Genomic DNA, 19322 nt, shown 5'->3' with positions numbered 1-19322 from the left:
TTTTAGCCCTTAGACACCTTAATTTTCATACCTGGTTTAAGGCGTGTACTGCTCATATCATTCCATGTCCTCAAATTCTGTACCGTAACGCCAGGAAACTTTTTAGAAATACTCCATAACGAGTCTCCCTGCTGTACTATATAAACTTTCGTATCCTTTTTCCCTGTACTCTTAGAGCTTTTAGTTGCCGAAGCACTAGCGGTTTGTGTAACAGGTTTTCTTGGGTATATCGTTAGGTATTGGCCCACTCTAATATTATTTCCTCTTAAATTATTCCAGCGTTTAATGCTACTCACTCCTACTCCGTGTTTTTCTGCTATTCTTCCCAAATAATCACCACTACGAACTCGGTATCTTATTCGATCTTCGGTTTCTACGTATTTTGGTAAGCTCTTTTCGTTATTAGCAATATCCTGTTCAGCGTACTTATAAATTGCAGCTTCATTATTTACAAAAGCTCCTGTTTTTGTTCTAGGTAAGCGAACCACATAATTTTTATCTTCAACAAAAGGAATAATGTCCAGCTTATAACTTGGGTTTAAAAACTGTAATAATTCTTTATCGACACCACTAACTTTGGAAATATGATCGAACGTCAACATTTCTTTAACCCGAATAGTATCTGTCTGAAAGTATGGAATTTCAGGTCTTTTTGGTTGAAAATTATGCTCTTCAGCATACTCAAAAATATATAGTGTTGCTAAAAACGCAGGAACATAACCCGCAGTTTCTCTAGGTAAATACCTTCTAATTTCCCAATAATTTGTAGATCCACCACTTCTTCTAATCGCTTTAGAAACATTACCGGGACCAGAATTATAAGAAGCCAACACCAAATCCCAATCTCCAAAAACTTTGTAGAGTCTAGATAAATATTGTGCTGCAGCCTCTGTAGCTTTTAAAGGATCCATCCTTTCATCTACATAAGAGCTTACGTTTAAATCATGCATTTTACCTGTGGTAAACATAAACTGCCATAATCCGGTAGCACCTACTCTAGATTTTGCTCTAGGATTTAAAGCAGATTCTACTATAGCCAGATATTTAATTTCAAGCGGAATATCGTACTTATCCAATTCCTGCTCAAACAATGGGAAGTAATAATCACTAAGTGCCATTAAGCGTTCCATAGCCTGTTTATTGCGCTTTAAATACATTTTTATAACGCTTTCCAGACTTGGATTATATTCTATATTAAATGGTGTTCTGGCATTTAAATGAGCCAAACGAGCTTTTAAAGTATCGGTTGGTAAATCATCATAAACTACTTGCTCATAATCCTGTTCTGCAATTGATTTTTGCATGGTTTCAAAAAGATCTGAACTGGTGAGCTCTACACGCCAAACAGAATCAATTTTAGCGGCTTTTGGTAAATCTGATAAGGAAACTTTAGAAGAGTCTCTAATGATTGCAGAAATAGGTAATTTTTGCTGAAATTCAGGATCTGGATCGGCAAGTATAATTTCTGTACTATCTACTTTTTGAAAAATCTGAACTCTAAAGTTGGCTTTTTCGACCTGCTTTTTAGATCTTTCTTTTTGTTGAGCATTTACAGCAAATACTGCAAACAACCCAAGCAATAAACATACTTGCTTCTTCATATAATTAGAACCTGTTTACCTGATTTAGGAATTATTTATTTAATTTTTTTAACCATCACTTCTAAGTAAGAACCTCGAAACTGATTTTCGAGGTTCTTTAATTAAATAATATATGATCAAAAAGTATTCCTTATTTCTCGATAATCGAGATTTAAAATATTTAAGGGTTTTATTATTTACTAATTGCTTCGATACCCGGCAAAGATTTACCTTCTAGCATCTCTAGCATTGCACCACCACCGGTTGAAACATAGCTTACTTTATCATCAAAACCAAATTGCTTAACCGCTGCAACAGAGTCTCCACCTCCCACAAGAGAAAAAGCCCCATTTTTGGTCGCTTCAGCAATAGCTTTTCCTAATTCGATAGTTCCGTTTGCAAAGGTTTCCATTTCGAAAACTCCTAATGGTCCATTCCAAAGGATAATCTTAGATTCAGCAATAACATTTGCAAAATGCTTTAATGTTTCTGGACCTACGTCTAGTCCCATCCAACCATCAGGAATGTTATCTACAGCTTCTACCTGCGTGCTCGCTTGTTCTGAAAAACTATCTGCAATTATAGAATCTACAGGAAGGTGAACCTGCACTCCTTTTTCTTTTGCTTTCTTCAATATATCCAAAGCTAATTCCTGCTTATCGTCTTCTACAAGGGAATTACCAATGTTACCGCCCTGCGCTTTGATAAAAGTGTACGTCATACCACCACCAATAATTAAATGGTCTACGGCATCTAAAATATTTTCGATAACAGTAATCTTAGAAGACACTTTCGCACCACCTAAAACTGCAGTAACCGGCTTCTCTTTACTATTTAATACTTTATCTAAACTTTTAATTTCCTTAGCTAATAAATATCCAAAGCATTTATCTTCAAAAAACTTAGCCACAATTGTGGTAGAAGCGTGCGCTCTATGTGCCGTACCAAAAGCATCGTTTACATAGATGTCCCCAAGTTCTGATAATTGCTTAGCAAATTCTTCGTCTCCTGCTTTTTCTTCATCATGGAAACGTAAATTTTCAAGCAAAAGTATTTCCCCAGATTCTAAATCGTCGGCTGCTTTTTTTACTTCAGCACCTACACAATCTTCTACAAATTTTGGTTCTACGCCAATAATTTCAGAAACTTTACTTACGATATTTTTTAAAGAAAATTTAGATTCTTTACCATTAGGACGACCCAAGTGAGACATCAATACAACGCTACCACCATCTTCTAATATTTTTAGAATAGTAGGTTTGGCAGCTTCTATACGATTGGTATCTGTAACTTTTAGATCGTCATTTAGTGGCACATTAAAATCCACACGAATTAAAGCCTGTTTATCTTTAAAATTAAAATCGTCTATTGTTTTCATAATTTTGGTTTATTACAAATATAATTTTTTCCGAAGATATAAAAGCGCATATAAATTTTATATTTGCTCATGCTTTTTTCAGAAATCGTTGGATTACCACATATAAAAAATCACCTTACTACTACGGCCGATAACAGCCGTATAGCACACGCGCAATTATTTGTAGGAAGTAGCGGAAGCGGAACCTTACCTATGGCTATTGCTTATGCCCAATATTTGCTTTGTAAAAACACTAATGGGGAAAATGATAACGGCAATGCTTCCTGCAACATGAAATTTAATAATGTTTCGCATCCCGATCTCCATTTTGCATTTCCGGTGGCTACCAATCAAACTATAAAAAGCCATCCAGTTTCTGCAAATTTTATGGAAGACTGGCGAAGCTTTATAAAAAATAATCCCTACGGAAGTTTAACCGATTGGTACGAACATATTGGTATTGAAAACAAGCAGGGACAAATTGGTGTAGATGAAGCGCAGGACATCGTTAAATCTTTATCATTAAAGGCCTACGAGGGTGGATTAAAAGTGATGATTATCTGGAGAGCCGATCGCATGAATATTGCAGCTGCAAATAAATTGCTAAAACTAATTGAAGAACCGCCAAATAAGACCATTTTTATTTTGATTGCTGAAGATGAGGAGCAAATTATACAGACCATAAAATCCAGATGTCAAACGCTTAACTTCCCTCCTCTTGCAGAAGCTGATATTGCTGAAAAATTGATTGATTTAAATGACATGGATCCTCAGGAGGCTGCATTAATAGCACATCAATCTAACGGCAGTTTTACCAAAGCTTTACACCTTTTACAAAATGATACAGCAGACGACCAATATGAACAATGGTTTATTAATTGGGTACGCACCGCCTTTAAAGCAAAGGGAAATAAAGCTACAGTTTTAGAATTAATTAGCTGGAGCGAAGAAATTGCCGGGATGGGACGCGAAAAACAAAAGAGCTTTTTGTTGTATTGCCTCGACTTTTTTAGACAAGCGTTAATGATGAATTATAAGGCTGAAAATCTTGTTTTTCTTTCACCAAAAACCAAAGGATTTCAGCTTCAAAAATTTGCTCCTTTTGTTCATGGCAATAATATTTTGCCGATAACAAAAGCACTGGAAGATGCTATTTATCATATCGAGAGAAACGGAAATGCAAAAATAATTTTAACCGATCTCTCTATTAGGCTAACTCGGTTTTTACACATAAAATCTGCTTAAAATGAGGAATATCGATTTTGAAATAGCATTGCTATCCATATTGGTGTTTTTACTCATCACTTTTTTTATGTCCTTTTTTGAAAAGATTAATGATTATTCGGGTACAAAAGCATTTATGCAATCCCACTTCAAAAAGACATTTCTTGCTGGTAAAATTAGTTTCCTGTTACCAATATTGGTGATTGTAGAGCTTCTAGCCGTTATTTTACTATTATTATCAATTTCAAACTACTTTTTTAGCTTCAGTAGCTTCAATTTCAGTCGATTTGCGCTTATAAGTTGTGGAGTAAGCTTAATGATGCTCCTATTTGGGCAACGTGTTGCGAAAGATTACCCAAGTTCAGCAGGAATCACCATTTATTTTATCCTCGTGGTTATTGGATTTTTCTTGTTAGGGCTACAATAACCTTTAAAACTTACTCAGGCATCAACAATTCTAAGAATGTGTAAAAATAGCAAGATTTTAAACCTTGATTATCGAGTATAAAAAAAGCCCGATTGGAAAAATCGGGCTTTAGAATTTATAAACTGAATAATTTATTCTGCGGAAATAGAATCTGTTTTTTCTTCTGCTGAAGTTTCTGTAGAACCTCCACCGTAAGTTTTGTTTAATTCTTCTAAAACTTCATCTGTAATATCTAAACCTTCTTTAGCGTACATGATATTTGCAGATTCATTACTTCCGAAAATATACGTATAACCATTCTCTTTTCCGTAATCAGCAACAAAATCTTTAACCTTGTCTACAACTTCCTCGATAGCCGAATCGCTATCAGTTCTAAGCTGCTGACCGATCATTTGTTGTTGTTGCTGTAACTGTTGTCCTTTTTGTTGAAGCTCTTGTTCTTTAGCTTGTCTTTGTGAAGCAGACATCGAGCTCATCCCTTGCTGATATTCTTGAACTTCTTTTTGAAATTGTTGTTGTGGCCCGGTGATTAATTGAGTTAATGAATCTCTTCTTGCCTCGAATTTAGATTCTACATCTTTCATTTCTTTGTAATCCTGAATTACACGAGTAGTATCTACATAGGCAGTTTTTTCCTGATTACAAGAAATTAAAGAAATTGCGACTGCACCTATGGCGATTATTTTTTTCATCTTCTAAAATTTTAAGTGAAGCAAATGTAAAAAAGTAAAGACGTAAACCTAAGCGGAATTTTATACTTTTTTAACAGGAAATCAGTAAATTAGATAAATTTATAGCTATTAGAGATAATATCAATATTTTTTATCAAAAATAATTCATTTTAAAGCTATCTAAGCTGCGTTTTTATTTCCTTAACCCGTTTACATATTACAACACATTAAATAGGCTTAAAACGGCTCAAAATTGAAAATTTAATACTTTTTAAAGAAATAAACCATAGAGCTATATTCTCCAGTAGATGCTGCGCTTAAATTCGATTTTAAACCATTGAAAAATGCCGAAATTAAATTTTGCTTCCCAGTCTTGTGTTTTTCTGAAAGTAGGCTTACATAAAATGAATCAAAGATTAATCCGTTGGAATGAATAAGATCGTATCCATTCTCGAAAAATAATTTTTGAATTCCAGATTTAGAAAAATGCCAAAGATGTCTTGGCACATCATAGGCAGCCCAAAACTTTTTATAAATTTCAGCATCTTTACTTTTAAAATTAGGAACGGCTATAACTAGAATTCCATCATCTTTCAGCAAACGATTAAATTCTTTAAACTGATGTTCCAAATTTGGTACATGTTCTAAAACATGCCACATAGTAATAATATCGTACTGATCTGAAATTTCTACTAAATCGTTCTTAAGTTCTAGATTCTTTAAAGCTGCATTTTTTATTGCAATAGCATTCGGCTCTACTCCATCAACTTCAAAATATCGCGAGGCCGCATTTAAAAAATCTCCAGTACCTGCACCAATATCCAAAAGCTTTCCCTCTTTTTTTTGTTTTATGATCCATCCAACTTTTTTCTGGAGCATATAAGATTTTACCATATTGTACAATTTATCGGTAAAAGATTTTGAAGCATCGGTATGCGAAATATAATCTTCGCTCTGGTAATAAGTAGATAAATTTTCTGGAACCGGAGAAGTTTTTAAAATATCATAATGTTTCCACTTTTCTAAATGATATTCTTCTCCACTAACTAAATAATCTTTACAATAAAAATCTGGTTGCTTCACTTAAGGTAATGCTTTAAAGTTTTTTTGATATTCAAAAAATTCATATTCTAATTTTTCCAGATAACTTCTTACCCGACTAGAATATAATGATGAAGTTGAAATATGATCGACACCATCAACATCACTTACCTGAATATTTACAAAGAATTTAATTGGACCGGTGTTATCATCTTCCTCATCAACATCAGATTCATTATCGTGTCCTAGAATATTATTAAAGAAAGTTTCGGCAATTGGAATATCGGTATAAACTTCCCGATCATCCTTTACCTGAACCGTAATAAAAAATTCTTTTTCCAATTCAGGAAAAAGAATTACTTCAGCTTGTATTAAATCATCTTCGCGATCTAAATTCAGGTAACGTTTAAACCAGGTTTCTACTACTGGTCGCTGGAGTTTTGTCTGAAACAAATAATTATTTGAACCTTGTTTATCCGCTACAATTCTGGAACCTTCAATATCTGGAACTGAATGCGTGGTCACGCGACAGCTTAACATCAAAAAAATTCCTGCTAAGATTACAATTTTTTGTTTCATTGCCTAAATGTTCCACGTGGAACGAATTATATTATCGACCCATATAAACTAATAGAACCGACACATCATTAGGACTAACACCACTTATTCTTGATGCCTGAGAAACGTTTGCAGGTTGTACTTTATTCAGTTTTTCACGGGCTTCGTAAGACATCGACTTAATCTTTGAGTAATCGAAATTCTTAGGAATTTTTACATCTTCTAAACGATTAAGCTTATCAGCATTGTTTTTTTCCTTTTCGATATATCCTGAATATTTTACCTGAATTTCCGTTTGTTCCAACATTTCGGTATCCAGTTCATTTTCCTGAATATATTCTTCTACTCCGGGAAACTTTCGAACGTCTTCCATGGCTATTTTAGGTCTGGAAAATATTTTAAATATTTTATCAGACTGTTTCATAGGAGAAGAATTATAATCGGCCAAAACAGGATTCGCATCTTCCGGAACAACACTCGTATCTTTTAGAAAAGAAACAAAATCTAAGGATTTCTCTTTCTTCTCTTCCATTTTCCGCATACGATCTTCAGAAGCTAAACCTAAATTATAAGAGCGCTCGGTTAATCTAAAATCTGCATTATCTTGTCTTAATAAGGTTCTATATTCTGCACGAGATGTGAACATTCTATAAGGCTCTTCTGTTCCTTTTGTAATTAGATCATCGATTAGCACCCCAATATAAGCTTCGTTTCTTTGCAAAATAAAAGGATCTTTTTCCTGAACTTTTAACGCCGCATTTATTCCTGCCATCATTCCCTGGCAAGCTGCTTCTTCGTAACCGGTTGTCCCGTTTATTTGACCTGCAAAGTATAAACCTTCAACCAACTTTGTTTCTAATGTATGTTGCAATTGTGTTGGCGGAAAGTAATCATATTCTATTGCATAACCCGGTCTAAAAAATTTTACATTTTCAAAACCGGCTACAGATCGTAATGCATTAAATTGTACATCTTCTGGCAACGAAGTTGAAAATCCATTCACATAAACTTCAACCGTATTCCAACCTTCAGGTTCTACAAAAAGTTGATGACGATCTTTATCAGCAAATCGATTAATCTTATCTTCTATGGAAGGGCAATAACGTGGCCCTAAACTTTTAATTCTTCCATTAAACATAGGAGAACGATCAAAACCTGAACGAAGAATATCATGCACTTCATTTGAAGTATAAGTCATATAACAAGAGCGTTGTTTTGCTAATGGTTTTGTTTCATCTGAATAAGAAAATTTACCCGGTATGTCATCACCGGGTTGCTCGATCATTTTGGAATAATCCAAGGAACGACCATCCACTCTTGGTGGTGTTCCTGTTTTCATTCTTCCGGCTTCAAAACCGGCATCGATTAGATCTTTAGTAATTCCGGTTGCAGCAGCTTCTCCTGCTCTACCTCCACCACGTTGTTTATCGCCAATATGGATTAATCCATTTAAAAAAGTTCCGTTGGTACAAACTACAGATTTCGCTTTTATTTCGATTCCTAAAGAAGTACGTACACCTTTAATTTTACCATTCTCGATAATTAGACCATGAACCATTTCCTGATAAAAATCAAGATTAGGTGTTTGCTCCAACCTCAATCTCCAATCTTCTGCAAAACGCATGCGATCACTTTGCACACGCGGACTCCACATCGCAGGTCCTTTAGATTTATTAAGCATTTTAAATTGGATAGCGCTGGTATCACTTACCAAACCACTATAACCACCCATCGCATCAATTTCTCGAACGATCTGTCCTTTCGCGATTCCGCCCATAGCTGGATTACAACTCATTTGCGCGATATTTTGCAAATTCATTGTAATTAATAAGGTACTACTACCCATATTCGCTGCTGCAGCCGCAGCTTCACTACCTGCATGCCCAGCTCCTACAACAATTACATCATACTCCTTATTGAACATAAAAACCTATTCTATATTAAGATTGTTCCACGTGGAACAATTCTATTTTTTCTATTTCTTTTTCACGCATTAAGGCAGCATCCTCTTCAGTTTTATCTTTATAGCCGCAATAATGCAAAACACCATGTACTAATACTCTTTTCAACTCTGTAGCAAAATCTTCATTATATTCTTTCGCATTTTCCAGAACGCGTTCTGTGCTTATATAGATATCCCCATTTAAAAGATTACCTAGCGAATCATCAAAACTTATTATATCGGTATATGTATCGTGGTTTAAAAAACGCTGATTGATATCCAAAAGATACTCATCATCACAAAAGATGTAACTTATTTCACCTAGTCGTTTTTCTTCAGAAGAAATTACACGACAAAGCCAAGATTTATAAATTTCCTCCTCGCCTAAACTAAAATCATTTTCAGAATAAAAATTAATAATGCCTTCCTGATTAATCATTGAAATAAGTGTTAACCCTGTTCTTTAAATTTTGGCGCAAAGGTAAGATTTGTCTATCTAATATCTCAATGCTATTAAAATATTCTTTAGCATCCAGTTCTTTACTATTAGACTCATTTTCAAATTGCAAAGAATTGGTTTTACTTTCCCTTTCTTCCCTCTCCCCTTTCTCGTTTAATGAATTATTTAAATCGAGCATTTTCTGATTTAATTGATCTAAAACATCCAATGAATTATCATTAATATTATCCTCTAAAATGTCATTTTCTAGACCTTCGAAATCTGAATTTAGATCATCCATATTCATTCCGTTTTGTTTTAGAATTTCTTCAAGATTTCGCTTTATCTCTTCTTGGCGTTTATAAATCTCAAATAGCTTCGCTTGATTTTCTTCCTTGCCTTGAGGTTCAGATCTTTCGCCTTTCATTTGTTCTTTAATTTCTTCACCCAGTTGTTTTTGCTGCTGAATGATATCTTGTAATTGCTCTCCAGACGGAGAATCCCCGGACTGTGAACTAGCGCTCATCTGATCATTCATATTATCCAAAATCTCATTGAGCAAAACGGCCAAATCATTCGCTCCGGTAATCGTATATTGCTGCGAAGACAATGCTTTTGGCAACCGAACTTCTGCCAATACCTCGAGAGATTGATCTAGATTAAAAGAAACATCCTCTAAAAACTTAAATACCTTTTCGGCTATAAATTGATTCTTTAAAGCTAAAGAAAATAAACTATCATCAACATGTTCAAAGTTCTCTTTTAGTTGGTACTGTTCTTTCAATCTATTAGAAAATTCGGGACTTTTAGAATCTATCGCGCCAAAGTTCTCCATCAACTTTTCTTGTTCAAAAGAGAATATTACGAGATTATCCAATACTTTTCTAAGACTTTCAATGTCGGCCTTTAATGTTTGCATCTCCATGCCAGCCGAACTCTGCTTCATTTCTGCTGCCAGTTTCTTCATTTTTTCTCCTGCCTTCTTTTGCTCTTGAGAATTTGAATTGTTTGAATCCCCATCAGCATCTTTCTTTAATTTCTCTAAATCATCTTTTATTTCATCTTCAGATTTAAGATCTCTCCCAAGCGATTTTGGACGTTTTAGCTCTTTGTTTTTCTGATCGAGATCATTTAATTCCTTTCTCAATTGATTGAATTCGGAATTAATTTCATCTTGAGATTTACCCAGACTATCCAGATTTTTTTGCTCCTCCCCTAGCCTATCCAATTTGCCAGCTAATTGATTAAATTTTTGCTCTACGTAAAATTGTTTTGTTAATTCCACCAATTGTTCCAAACTACGTTTTGACGATTTTTTATTTTTGGATAGTTCTTCCAGCTTTCGCTGCAAATTCTCATTGCTTATTTTATCTGAATATTCTTTTAGTTCATCCAAAAGTTTCTTGTTATCTTCAAGCTTCTTTTCACCACTTTCAAGACGTTTCTCTAGATCTTTACTTTCACTATTATCCTTTTCCGTATTCGATAATTTCTTTTTGATATCTTCAGAAAACTTTTCCATCAAGGCATTTTCTCTTTCCTGGTTTTTTATAAAAGATTCTAATTTTTGTCTCTGCTCATAATCAAATTCTTTATTCTCCAATTGATCATTCAGCAGCTTTTCTAAATCATCTTCTTCCTTAAATTTCTCAAATTCTTCGGAAAGGTTATCGATACTTTTTTCCTGATCTTTTAGATTTTTATCCAGAATTTCTTCTGAAGTTTTATTGTAGAAAGTAAAATATTCCGTTGAAGCCGACTTCGCACCATTTACCCCATCATTATCAAAAACCTGAAAAAAATATTCATAATTTTCACCTTCTTCAGTCTTAACTTCTCCCGGAAATGAAGCATAAAACTGACTAATAGTTTTACCCTCAAAATCTATAGATTTGCTTAAGAATTTATCGTCTCCTATTTTACGATAGCGTAAAACCAATTTGGATAAGCCATAATCATCGCTAATTCTACCGCCATAAAATTTGGCATCTGTTTTTAATGAATCTATTTTTTCTTCCACCTCTATTTTTGGTGATTTATCTTTAACTACATTTAGCTGAAACGATAAAGGCTGATAGTTTTCGATATTCTTATTGCTAGTAGAAATTGTATAATTTAAATCTTCTATCATCTTTTTCTGAAAAAAGCTATCAACATTATAGGTAGAATCGCTAGTCTGAAAATTGACTGTTGTAGTATTTTTGTGTTGAAATTTCCAATTTACCACCGTTCCTTCAGGGATAGTAAGGTTACCATCACCCTGAACTGAATCAGTTTGGCGATTTAAATACTCTGGAAATTCTAAATTTACGCTGAAATTGATAAGTTTTGGAACCGAGATAACTTCTAAATTATAAGTTCTAGAACTTATATTATCAGCAAATAGTCTAAATTCTTGATTTTCAGTAATATTCTTAAATAAATAGGTGAACCTCCCAGGCTCCACTTGCTTCATAAAATACTGTGCATCTCCTAATTCGATTTTTAATTGATGTGGAATTTCTTTTCCAACAGTATTTACTTCAAGCAAAAAGTCTTCTCCTTCTATAATCTTCAGCTCATTATTCAGCATAAAGCTAAACGGTGCTGGTTTTTCATACACCTTATTATAATTATTTAGGCGATTAAGAGAATTAAACATCCACTCACCTCTTCCGCTAATAATAAGTGATATAATTAATAAAATCGGAATACAAGCTATGAGCACATAATTGCGATATTTCGTTAAACTAACAGCCTTAGAAAAATTATAGAATTTTAGATCAAAAGATTTTTGACGAATAGCAGCATCAAGAAATACAGAATTATTCTGGGATTTCAGTTCGATAAGATTCAGCAATTTGTCATCAATTTCCGGAAAGTAATTTCCAATCATTCTAGCCGCTTCCTTATCTGAAATTGCTCCATTAAGATTCAAATACTTAATTAAAGGAAAACCGATAAAGACAATCAACAAGCTTATCTCAACTAAAATAACCGAAATAAATAACGCAAATCGAACCGAGGAATCGAACCATAGATAGTTCTCAAAAACTAACAAAATAAGAAGATAAAAAATACCGATAAAAAGAAATAACGCACTTCCCTTTATCAATAGATTTAATTGATATTTTTTAATAAAAGCTCTTAATTGAATTTTTATCGCTTCAAACTCGGCCATAATTTCTTTCTTAATCTTTACACGAGTATTTCAGTATATCTAAAATTATAGCGATGCTATAAACCTCAGTTTTTTTATATAGGAATTAAGTTCTATAAAAGTAAACAATATAAAAGATAAATTAAGGATGTTCATTTTTTGAAAAAAATCCTAGAAATCCATAAGTCAGTTATTTTAGGATTGCATAATTTAGGTTGTATCTTTGCCATAAAAATAAGCATTTATGTCTTCTAAGGTACGCGTAAGATTTGCACCCAGCCCTACGGGTCCACTACATATTGGTGGGGTAAGAACAGCATTATATAACTACTTATTCGCTAAAAAACACGGCGGTGATTTTATTCTTAGGATCGAAGATACCGACCAGAATCGATATGTAGAAGGAGCAGAACAATATATTATTGATTCTTTAAACTGGTGTAACATTCCTTACGATGAAGGACCGGTTAAAGAAAAAGATTGCGGTCCATACCGCCAAAGCGAACGTAAAAGTCTTTACAAAGCTTATGCAGATAAGTTAATTGAAAGCGGAAATGCATATTACGCTTTCGACAGTGCAGAAGAACTTGATAGGCATAGAAAGTCTCACGAGGCTGAAGGAAAAACATTTATCTACAACTGGCACAATCGTGAAAAACTAGAAAATTCTATCGCATTACCTGAAGAGGAAGTGAAAAAAAGAATCGAAAATGGCGAACATTATGTAGTTCGTTTTAAATCTCCACAAGACGAAATTCTTAAAATTTCTGATGAAATTAGAGGAAATATGGAGATCGATACCAACATTCTTGATGATAAAGTTTTGTATAAAAGCGACGGAATGCCCACCTATCATTTAGCAAATATTGTAGATGATCATTTAATGAAAATCTCACATGTAATAAGAGGAGAAGAATGGTTGCCATCTTTAGCGCTACACTATATGTTATATCGCGCTTTTGGTTGGGACGCACCTAAATTTGCACATTTACCACTAATATTAAAACCACAGGGTAAAGGTAAGTTAAGTAAACGCGATGGTGATAAATTAGGCTTCCCAGTTTTTCCTTTAGAATGGAAAGATCCAAAAAGCGAAGAAATTTCAGCAGGATACCGCGAAGATGGATATTTTGCTGAAGCGGTAACCAATATGCTTGCGTTCCTAGGATGGAATCCAGGAACAGAGCAAGAATTCTTTACTTTAGAAGAACTTGTTGAAGCATTCGATCTTAAACGAGTACATAAAGGCGGTGCTAAATTTGATCCTGAAAAAACAAAGTGGTTTCAACAACATTACTTGCAGGAAGCCGATAATGGCCATATTGCTGAAGAATTTTCTAAACACTTAGAAAAGAAAGAAATTAAAGTTTCTAAAGAATACACGCAACATGTAGTAGCTTTGGTTAAAGAGCGTGCTGTTTTTATTGAAGATATTTGGGAACAAGGATTTTACTTCTTTGCCTCCCCTACTTCTTACGATCCAAAAAATACTAAAAAAGCATGGAAAGAAGGAACTAATGATTTAATGAATGAACTTATAACAGTTTTAGAAGCTACGGAAGATTTTAAAGCTGAAATAATTTCTGAAAATGTAAAAAACTGGATTAAATCTAAAGAAATTGGATTCGGAAAAGTAATGCAACCTTACCGAATCGCTCTAGTTGGCTCTTTACAGGGTGTAGATCTTTTTGAAATTTCTGAAGCTATAGGAAAAGAAGAAACGATTAACAGAATTAAGCAAGCAACAGAAACGCTTGGCTAGTATTCTAATAAAATAATTCGAAAAAATAAAAGGCTTCCAAAAACTGGAAGCCTTTTTTATATGTTTTAAGCTATCTTCTCTTAAAAGATGAAGTTACATTCGTTTAACACCTAAAATCTTACCTACGGCCTTTAAAACAAGTGCTTTTTGAAACAGTGCACCTGCAGCATTACCAAGAACATTTAATGGTGATAAAGAATCTTTTACTTCTTCGATAGTAAGTTTGATTTCTTCGGTATCAATTTTAGTTTGAAGCTTTAAAATCTTCAAATCTCTATCAATATCTTCAAAATTGGTATACTCTCTCATTAGTTCTCTTCATTAAATATTTCGCGTGAAAACTTTTTCAGCATAAATTTTGTTAATGGCTTTTTACCAAAAATCACAAAAAGTACTATGAGAATAAGATAAAATCCGCCAACTATAAAGAAACCTGAAGAAGGCTCTTCTAGAGCAGCACTAATTGCAAATGCTATTCCTAAAGATACAAAAGCTAAGGCCGTACTTAGAGAAAAAGCAACGATCAAAAATTTTACTAAACTAATAGCCGTTCTTGAAGTTTGCTTAAATATTAAGAGTTTATAATATTCAGCATTACTATGCGTAAATGCTTTTACATTATCATTAAGTTCGTCAATACTATTACTTAGTTTTTCAAACGCCATAGATAATTATTATACGACTGCTTTATTAGCTTTTGTCTCAGCTTCTTCTTTCTTTACTTCTTTTTGCAGTTTAGCGTTTTGTTTTCTTAGTTCTTCTAGTTTTGATTCCATTGCAGATAAGATATCGTCGGCTTTGTGGCTAGCGTTAGATAGCGTTTCTTCCAATCTCTCTTCAAAATCCAATTTAGCCTTTTTCGCCTTTTCTGTTAGATTAGAAGTAGTTTCGTTATATTTTTGGTTAAAACGACCTTGAGCATCTAGAGCATCCTTTCTAAGCTTATTTCTGGTCTTTTCACCTTTATCGGGAGCATACAATAATCCGATACCTGCTCCTATAGCTGCTCCGGTTACTAATGCTAAAAATGTATTTCCTGTATTTGCCATAATAAAATTAAGTTATTTGATTATTAGTTTCTATCAAATATACAGTATCAACCAATTACCTCTTGTTAATAACCGGTTAATATGTATTTAAGCTGTACTAAAATATTCTTAAACAATAACTTAAAGAAGAATTACTTTTGCTTTTTAGCCCAACTATCTCTTAAAGTTACCGTACGGTTAAAAACCAATTGATCCTTAGTACTGTCTTTATCGATACAGAAATAACCAATTCTTTGAAACTGAAATTTATCTAATTCTACAGAAGATTGCAGACTTGGTTCTACATAGCCGGTAATTACATTTAAAGAATCTGGATTTACAAATTCTAAAAAGTCTCTATCTTTTACACCATCTGGTGCTTCTTCTGTAAATAAGCGATCGTATAAACGAACCTCAGCTTTTAATGCATGTTTTATTGATACCCAATGAAGGGTTCCTTTTACTTTTCTTAAAGATTCTTCGGTTCCACTACCACTTTTACTTTTAGGATCGTATGTACAATGAATTTCTAAAATATTACCTTCTTCATCCTTAACTACATCTTCTCCTTTGATGATATAGGCGTTTTTAAGACGAACTTCTTTTCCTAGAGTTAGTCTAAAGAATTTTCTATTTGCGCTTTCTTTAAAATCTTCTCTTTCAATATATAATTCACGACTAAAAGGAACCTTTCTTGTTCCTGCAGCTTCATCCTCAGGATTATTTTCGGCTTCCAGCCATTCTTCTTCACCTTCAGGATAATTTGTAATTACCAGTTTTACCGGATCTAAAACGCCCATTACCCTTGGTGCTTTTTTATTAAGGTCTTCTCTCGCACAAAATTCTAAGTGGGCAACATCTATCATATTCTCACGCTTACCTACCCCAATAGATTCAGCAAAATTCTTAATAGATTCTGGTGTAAAACCTCTTCTTCTTAATCCAGATATTGTAGGCATTCTAGGATCGTCCCAAGACTGTACAATTCCTTTTTCTACTAATTGTGCAAGCTTTCTTTTACTTACAACAGTATGACTAAGGTTTCGACGTGCAAATTCACGTTGTTTTGGTATAAATTCTCCAGGCTTACTTACCTTTTCTACAAACCAGTTATATAATTCTCTATGTGGTAAAAATTCTAGCGTACAAAACGAATGTGAAACCTGCTCGATAAAATCACTTTCTCCATGCGCCCAATCGTACATAGGATAAATCTTCCATTCACTTTCTGTACGGTGATGTGGCTTATGTACACAACGATACATTATAGGATCACGCATTAACATATTTGCGCTTTCCATATCTATTTTTGCTCGTAATACATGCGCACCTTCAGTGGTCTCTCCGTTTTTCATTTGTTCGAAAAGATCCAAGTTTTCTTCAATACTTCTACTTCTATATGGGCTTTCTGTTCCTGGTTGCGTTGGTGTACCTTTTTGTTCTGCAATCGCTTCAGAAGTTTGGCTATCTACATAAGCATCGCCATTTTTAATCATTACTACTGCCCAGTCGTATAATTGCTGAAAATAATCTGAAGCATAACATTCTTTGGCCCATTGGTATCCTAACCAGGACACATCTTTCTTAATAGATTCTACAAATTCCCGCTCTTCTTTGATAGGATTTGTATCATCAAACCTAAGATTAACCGGAGCATCATAGGTTTCTCCTAATCCAAAATTTAAACAAATAGAGGAAGCATGACCAATATGCAAATATCCATTAGGTTCTGGTGGAAAACGGAATTTTAAATTCTGTTTTTTATAATCTGCCTTTAAATCTTCTTCTATAATTTGCTCAATAAAATTGAGTGATCTTTTTTCTTCAGCCATATGTAAAATCAACGATCCCTAAATTGGGGAACTGAGTTAATATTTATTTCAAAATCTATAAAATTTCATCTAAATTGAAGATGAAATGAACGTTTTCAACATATCCAGCGAATCTATAAACTAGTCCTTAAAAGCATAAAATTACAATTGCTGACTAGTTTTTGTTTCATCCTGAATACCGATAAAATAGTATGCAAAGTTATCAAAAATTAGCGCATGGCATAGGGTATATTAATTAGAAATGAATTCTTAGCCGAAGTATTCAGTCTCAAATATTTTATATCACTAAAACACCCACTATCTTTGCATAAAACTTTATTGTGGGAAGCATAAAATTAAAAAATATCAAAGTTTTCGCTTATCATGGCTGTCTTGATGAAGAAGGTAAGATTGGAAGTGATTACCGCGTAGATTTAAAAGTGAAAGGCGATCTTACTAATTCAGCAAAATCTGATGAATTAGCCGACACTATTGATTATGTTCATTTAAACAAGATTGTAAAAGAAGAGATGGCTATACGTTCTAAACTTTTAGAAACCGTAGCTGAACGTATAAACAATCGTGTGCTCCAAGAAATCCTTATGGTACAAAAGGTTAAGGTTTGGGTTTCTAAAATCAATCCGCCTATTGGTGGCAATGTTGCAATGGTTAGTGTATCTAGAAGTAAAACCAGATAGATTTTTAGTCTAGAACTTAAAATTTTTATTACATTTGCATTCGCAATTAAAAAGGGCATCGTGGCCGAGTGGCTAGGCAGTGGTCTGCAAAACCATGTACAGCGGTTCGAATCCGCTCGATGCCTCTAAAAGAAAAGGCTTTCCACATTTGGAAAGCCTTTTTTTATATTCTTATTTTTAGAGCTGAATTGTTGAAATTATAGCTTCAACCCGTATTAAATATCAGTTTTAGTGTCCTAATCCTAAACCTTCTCCCGGAGTAATATTATCGATTTGCTCTCTTATTTCGTTTACTTCGCTTGGAAATGCTCCCTGCGATATTAAAACAATACCGAAGATTACCAGCATAACACTAATTCCCTTCTTCATTTTATAAATTCTGTTGGGTGTTAGTTTACGATTTAGTTTCTTGGCTAATAGAATCTTAAATACATCTACTATTAAATAAGTAACTAAAACAGTACTGAAAAAAACGATAATTCTATCGGTTTGCATTTCTAAACGAGGTCCAAAAACTATGATAAGTCCTAACCAAAAACCGAGTACCCCGATATTAATAAAATTAAGTAGAAAACCTTTTAATGCGAGACCTAAAAAATCACTTTTTCCCAGCTTTCTAATATCCGGACTCTCTTCTTCCTGGGGTAAGGCTTTTTTGGTTTGTAAAAATGTCATTACACCGTAAGTAGTAAGAATAACACCACCAAAAATAAACAAGGCGGGATCGTCTTTTAATCGTTCCAGCAATTTAGTAGTACTTAGATAGGCGATACAGAGAAAAACGGTATCTGCAATAATTACCCCTAAATCAAAAGAAATAGCAGCTCTAAACCCTTTAATTGCAGCAGTTTCCAGCAGTACAAAAAATACAGGTCCTAGCATAAAAGCCAAAAATAAACCTAATGGCATTGCTGCTAAAATATCGTGTAGCATAAGCTGTCTTTAAAATGCAAAGATATAAGTTTAGTTTTTTCTAACCACTTTACCACCAAACAAGGTACTCTTATCAATTTCTTCAGGATCGCCATAAACGTTTACGGTACCACCGGCTTTCACCTTAGCAGTTACTTTTCCGGATACCGTTACATCGGCTACACCACCCGCCTTAATATCTACGTTTAGATATTGAGATTGCAGGTTTTTAGCATAATATTTTCCGCCAGTGTTGATATTTACTTCCTGATGATTTACTTTTCCTGAAGGTGTTATTTCCCCGCCACTTCTTATAAGTGCGATTAAATTATCAACTTCAAACTCTCCAGTAATATCACCACCTTCCTGAGCTTCTAAAGTGAAAAATTCAGCATTAATTTTATCAGCTATAATTATTGAAGCATTTTGTTTGGCTCTCACCTCGTCTATACTTTTGTAATAAAGTAAAACCTGAGTGTCGTCATCGTCATCAAATATATGATCGATACCTAATTTAATTTTTAGTGTAGCATCTTCAATATCAAAATCGACATCTTCCCTACTCTCGCCGGTTACAACAGCCTTATTTTCGTTTGATCGCACCAGTTTTACAGGTAAACCATCATAAACAAAAATCTTCTCGAAATCTCCAATATCATGTTTTGTCTCCTGTGCAGTTACAGCTAAACCAATAGCCATAAAAACCGCGATGAATATATTTTTCATAAAATTT

18 protein-coding genes and 1 tRNA gene are annotated in these 19322 nt (G+C 33.8%); 5 read left to right on the top strand and 14 right to left on the bottom strand.

Translation table 11 applies throughout. From position 1 onward, the window contains the following. Positions 1-2: 2 nt before the first annotated feature. Positions 3-1601 carry a lytic transglycosylase domain-containing protein gene (locus PBT89_RS00145; protein ID WP_270062870.1) on the bottom strand — a complete coding sequence of 533 codons (1599 nt, stop codon included), beginning with the start codon at positions 1599-1601 and terminating at the stop codon, positions 3-5. Positions 1602-1773: 172 nt separating this feature from the next. After that, positions 1774-2958: a phosphoglycerate kinase gene (locus tag PBT89_RS00140; RefSeq protein ID WP_270062869.1), complete on the bottom strand. Its 1185-nt coding sequence runs from the start codon at positions 2956-2958 to the stop codon at positions 1774-1776. A gap of 69 nt (positions 2959-3027) precedes the next feature. Here PBT89_RS00140 and PBT89_RS00135 point away from each other — a divergent pair, with 69 nt between their 5' ends. Together PBT89_RS00135 and PBT89_RS00130 are read left to right on the top strand one after the other, a co-directional pair. Then, positions 3028-4182, top strand: a complete 1155-nt coding sequence (locus PBT89_RS00135; protein ID WP_270059738.1) for a DNA polymerase III subunit — start codon at positions 3028-3030, stop codon at positions 4180-4182. A gap of 1 nt (position 4183) precedes the next feature. After that, positions 4184-4588: a DoxX family protein gene (locus PBT89_RS00130; RefSeq protein WP_270062868.1), complete on the top strand. Its 405-nt coding sequence runs from the start codon at positions 4184-4186 to the stop codon at positions 4586-4588. Between the two features lie 131 nt (positions 4589-4719). On the opposite strand, the gene PBT89_RS00125 is transcribed toward PBT89_RS00130, so the two are convergent. The 6 genes from PBT89_RS00125 to PBT89_RS00100 form a co-directional block, all read right to left on the bottom strand. Then, on the bottom strand, positions 4720-5280 hold the full coding sequence (locus tag PBT89_RS00125) for an OmpH family outer membrane protein (protein WP_270062867.1): 561 nt from the start codon (positions 5278-5280) through the stop codon (positions 4720-4722). Between the two features lie 240 nt (positions 5281-5520). Beyond that, positions 5521-6342 (bottom strand): class I SAM-dependent methyltransferase, encoded by an 822-nt coding sequence (locus tag PBT89_RS00120; RefSeq protein ID WP_270062866.1) that lies wholly within the window; start codon positions 6340-6342, stop codon positions 5521-5523. Continuing rightward, complete coding sequence (locus tag PBT89_RS00115) at positions 6343-6879, bottom strand: hypothetical protein (protein WP_270062865.1); 537 nt, start codon at positions 6877-6879, stop codon at positions 6343-6345. It lies immediately after the preceding gene. A 31-nt stretch (positions 6880-6910) separates the two neighbouring features. Further along, on the bottom strand, positions 6911-8782 hold the full coding sequence (mnmG, locus tag PBT89_RS00110) for a tRNA uridine-5-carboxymethylaminomethyl(34) synthesis enzyme MnmG (RefSeq protein ID WP_270062864.1): 1872 nt from the start codon (positions 8780-8782) through the stop codon (positions 6911-6913). Positions 8783-8798: 16 nt separating this feature from the next. Beyond that, entirely contained in the window at positions 8799-9221 is a 423-nt protein-coding gene (ybeY, locus tag PBT89_RS00105; protein ID WP_270064281.1) for an rRNA maturation RNase YbeY, read from the bottom strand. A 10-nt stretch (positions 9222-9231) separates the two neighbouring features. Continuing rightward, positions 9232-12399, bottom strand: a complete 3168-nt coding sequence (locus tag PBT89_RS00100) for a DUF4175 family protein (RefSeq protein WP_270062863.1) — start codon at positions 12397-12399, stop codon at positions 9232-9234. 223 nt (positions 12400-12622) lie between these two features. Here PBT89_RS00100 and gltX point away from each other — a divergent pair, with 223 nt between their 5' ends. Then, on the top strand, positions 12623-14140 hold the full coding sequence (gene gltX / locus PBT89_RS00095; RefSeq protein WP_270062862.1) for a glutamate--tRNA ligase: 1518 nt from the start codon (positions 12623-12625) through the stop codon (positions 14138-14140). A 93-nt stretch (positions 14141-14233) separates the two neighbouring features. Here gltX and PBT89_RS00090 read toward each other — a convergent pair whose 3' ends face one another. The 4 genes from PBT89_RS00090 to PBT89_RS00075 form a co-directional block, all read right to left on the bottom strand. Beyond that, a complete protein-coding gene (locus tag PBT89_RS00090; protein ID WP_270062861.1) occupies positions 14234-14449 on the bottom strand; it encodes a DUF6327 family protein in 216 nt (71 codons plus the stop codon). Beyond that, positions 14449-14805 (bottom strand): phage holin family protein, encoded by a 357-nt coding sequence (locus PBT89_RS00085; RefSeq protein ID WP_270062860.1) that lies wholly within the window; start codon positions 14803-14805, stop codon positions 14449-14451. The genes PBT89_RS00090 and PBT89_RS00085 overlap by 1 nt, the downstream gene beginning before the upstream one ends. Before the next feature lie 9 nt (positions 14806-14814). Then, positions 14815-15189, bottom strand: a complete 375-nt coding sequence (locus tag PBT89_RS00080; RefSeq protein WP_270059748.1) for a YtxH domain-containing protein — start codon at positions 15187-15189, stop codon at positions 14815-14817. Between the two features lie 131 nt (positions 15190-15320). Then, complete coding sequence (locus PBT89_RS00075; protein ID WP_270062859.1) at positions 15321-17000, bottom strand: glutamine--tRNA ligase/YqeY domain fusion protein; 1680 nt, start codon at positions 16998-17000, stop codon at positions 15321-15323. Between the two features lie 320 nt (positions 17001-17320). Between PBT89_RS00075 and folB the strand changes: the two genes are divergently transcribed. Both folB and PBT89_RS00065 read left to right on the top strand, forming a co-directional pair. Further along, the gene (folB, locus tag PBT89_RS00070) at positions 17321-17677 is read left to right on the top strand and encodes a dihydroneopterin aldolase (protein ID WP_270062858.1); all 357 of its coding nucleotides are present in this window, start codon (positions 17321-17323) and stop codon (positions 17675-17677) included. Between the two features lie 54 nt (positions 17678-17731). Next, positions 17732-17802, top strand: a tRNA-Cys gene (locus PBT89_RS00065). Positions 17803-17905: 103 nt separating this feature from the next. Here the strand turns inward: PBT89_RS00065 and PBT89_RS00060 are convergent. Further along, complete coding sequence (locus PBT89_RS00060) at positions 17906-18610, bottom strand: LysE family translocator (protein ID WP_270059751.1); 705 nt, start codon at positions 18608-18610, stop codon at positions 17906-17908. Positions 18611-18640: 30 nt separating this feature from the next. Next, entirely contained in the window at positions 18641-19315 is a 675-nt protein-coding gene (locus PBT89_RS00055; RefSeq protein ID WP_270062857.1) for a head GIN domain-containing protein, read from the bottom strand. Between the last annotated feature and the right edge of the window lie 7 nt (positions 19316-19322).

Origin of the sequence: Zunongwangia sp. HRR-M8 (genome assembly GCF_027594405.1) — a bacterium.
In the GTDB taxonomy this organism is placed as follows: Bacteria; Bacteroidota; Bacteroidia; order Flavobacteriales; family Flavobacteriaceae; genus Zunongwangia.
The sequence above is the reverse complement of the archived record's forward strand: the minus strand, read 5'-3'. Positions and strand labels throughout refer to the sequence as shown.

Coding starts and splice junctions, on each gene's coding strand:
- PBT89_RS00140 (WP_270062869.1), bottom strand. CDS start 2,958: ATGAAAACAATAGACGATTTTAATTTTAAAGATAAACAGGCTTTAATT.
- PBT89_RS00135 (WP_270059738.1), top strand. CDS start 3,028: ATGCTTTTTTCAGAAATCGTTGGATTACCACATATAAAAAATCACCTT.
- PBT89_RS00075 (WP_270062859.1), bottom strand. CDS start 17,000: ATGGCTGAAGAAAAAAGATCACTCAATTTTATTGAGCAAATTATAGAA.
- gltX (WP_270062862.1), top strand. CDS start 12,623: ATGTCTTCTAAGGTACGCGTAAGATTTGCACCCAGCCCTACGGGTCCA.
- PBT89_RS00080 (WP_270059748.1), bottom strand. CDS start 15,189: ATGGCAAATACAGGAAATACATTTTTAGCATTAGTAACCGGAGCAGCT.
- PBT89_RS00125 (WP_270062867.1), bottom strand. CDS start 5,280: ATGAAAAAAATAATCGCCATAGGTGCAGTCGCAATTTCTTTAATTTCT.
- PBT89_RS00090 (WP_270062861.1), bottom strand. CDS start 14,449: ATGAGAGAGTATACCAATTTTGAAGATATTGATAGAGATTTGAAGATT.
- PBT89_RS00100 (WP_270062863.1), bottom strand. CDS start 12,399: ATGGCCGAGTTTGAAGCGATAAAAATTCAATTAAGAGCTTTTATTAAA.
- PBT89_RS00115 (WP_270062865.1), bottom strand. CDS start 6,879: ATGAAACAAAAAATTGTAATCTTAGCAGGAATTTTTTTGATGTTAAGC.
- PBT89_RS00060 (WP_270059751.1), bottom strand. CDS start 18,610: ATGCTACACGATATTTTAGCAGCAATGCCATTAGGTTTATTTTTGGCT.
- mnmG (WP_270062864.1), bottom strand. CDS start 8,782: ATGTTCAATAAGGAGTATGATGTAATTGTTGTAGGAGCTGGGCATGCA.
- PBT89_RS00145 (WP_270062870.1), bottom strand. CDS start 1,601: ATGAAGAAGCAAGTATGTTTATTGCTTGGGTTGTTTGCAGTATTTGCT.
- PBT89_RS00085 (WP_270062860.1), bottom strand. CDS start 14,805: ATGGCGTTTGAAAAACTAAGTAATAGTATTGACGAACTTAATGATAAT.
- PBT89_RS00055 (WP_270062857.1), bottom strand. CDS start 19,315: ATGAAAAATATATTCATCGCGGTTTTTATGGCTATTGGTTTAGCTGTA.
- PBT89_RS00130 (WP_270062868.1), top strand. CDS start 4,184: ATGAGGAATATCGATTTTGAAATAGCATTGCTATCCATATTGGTGTTT.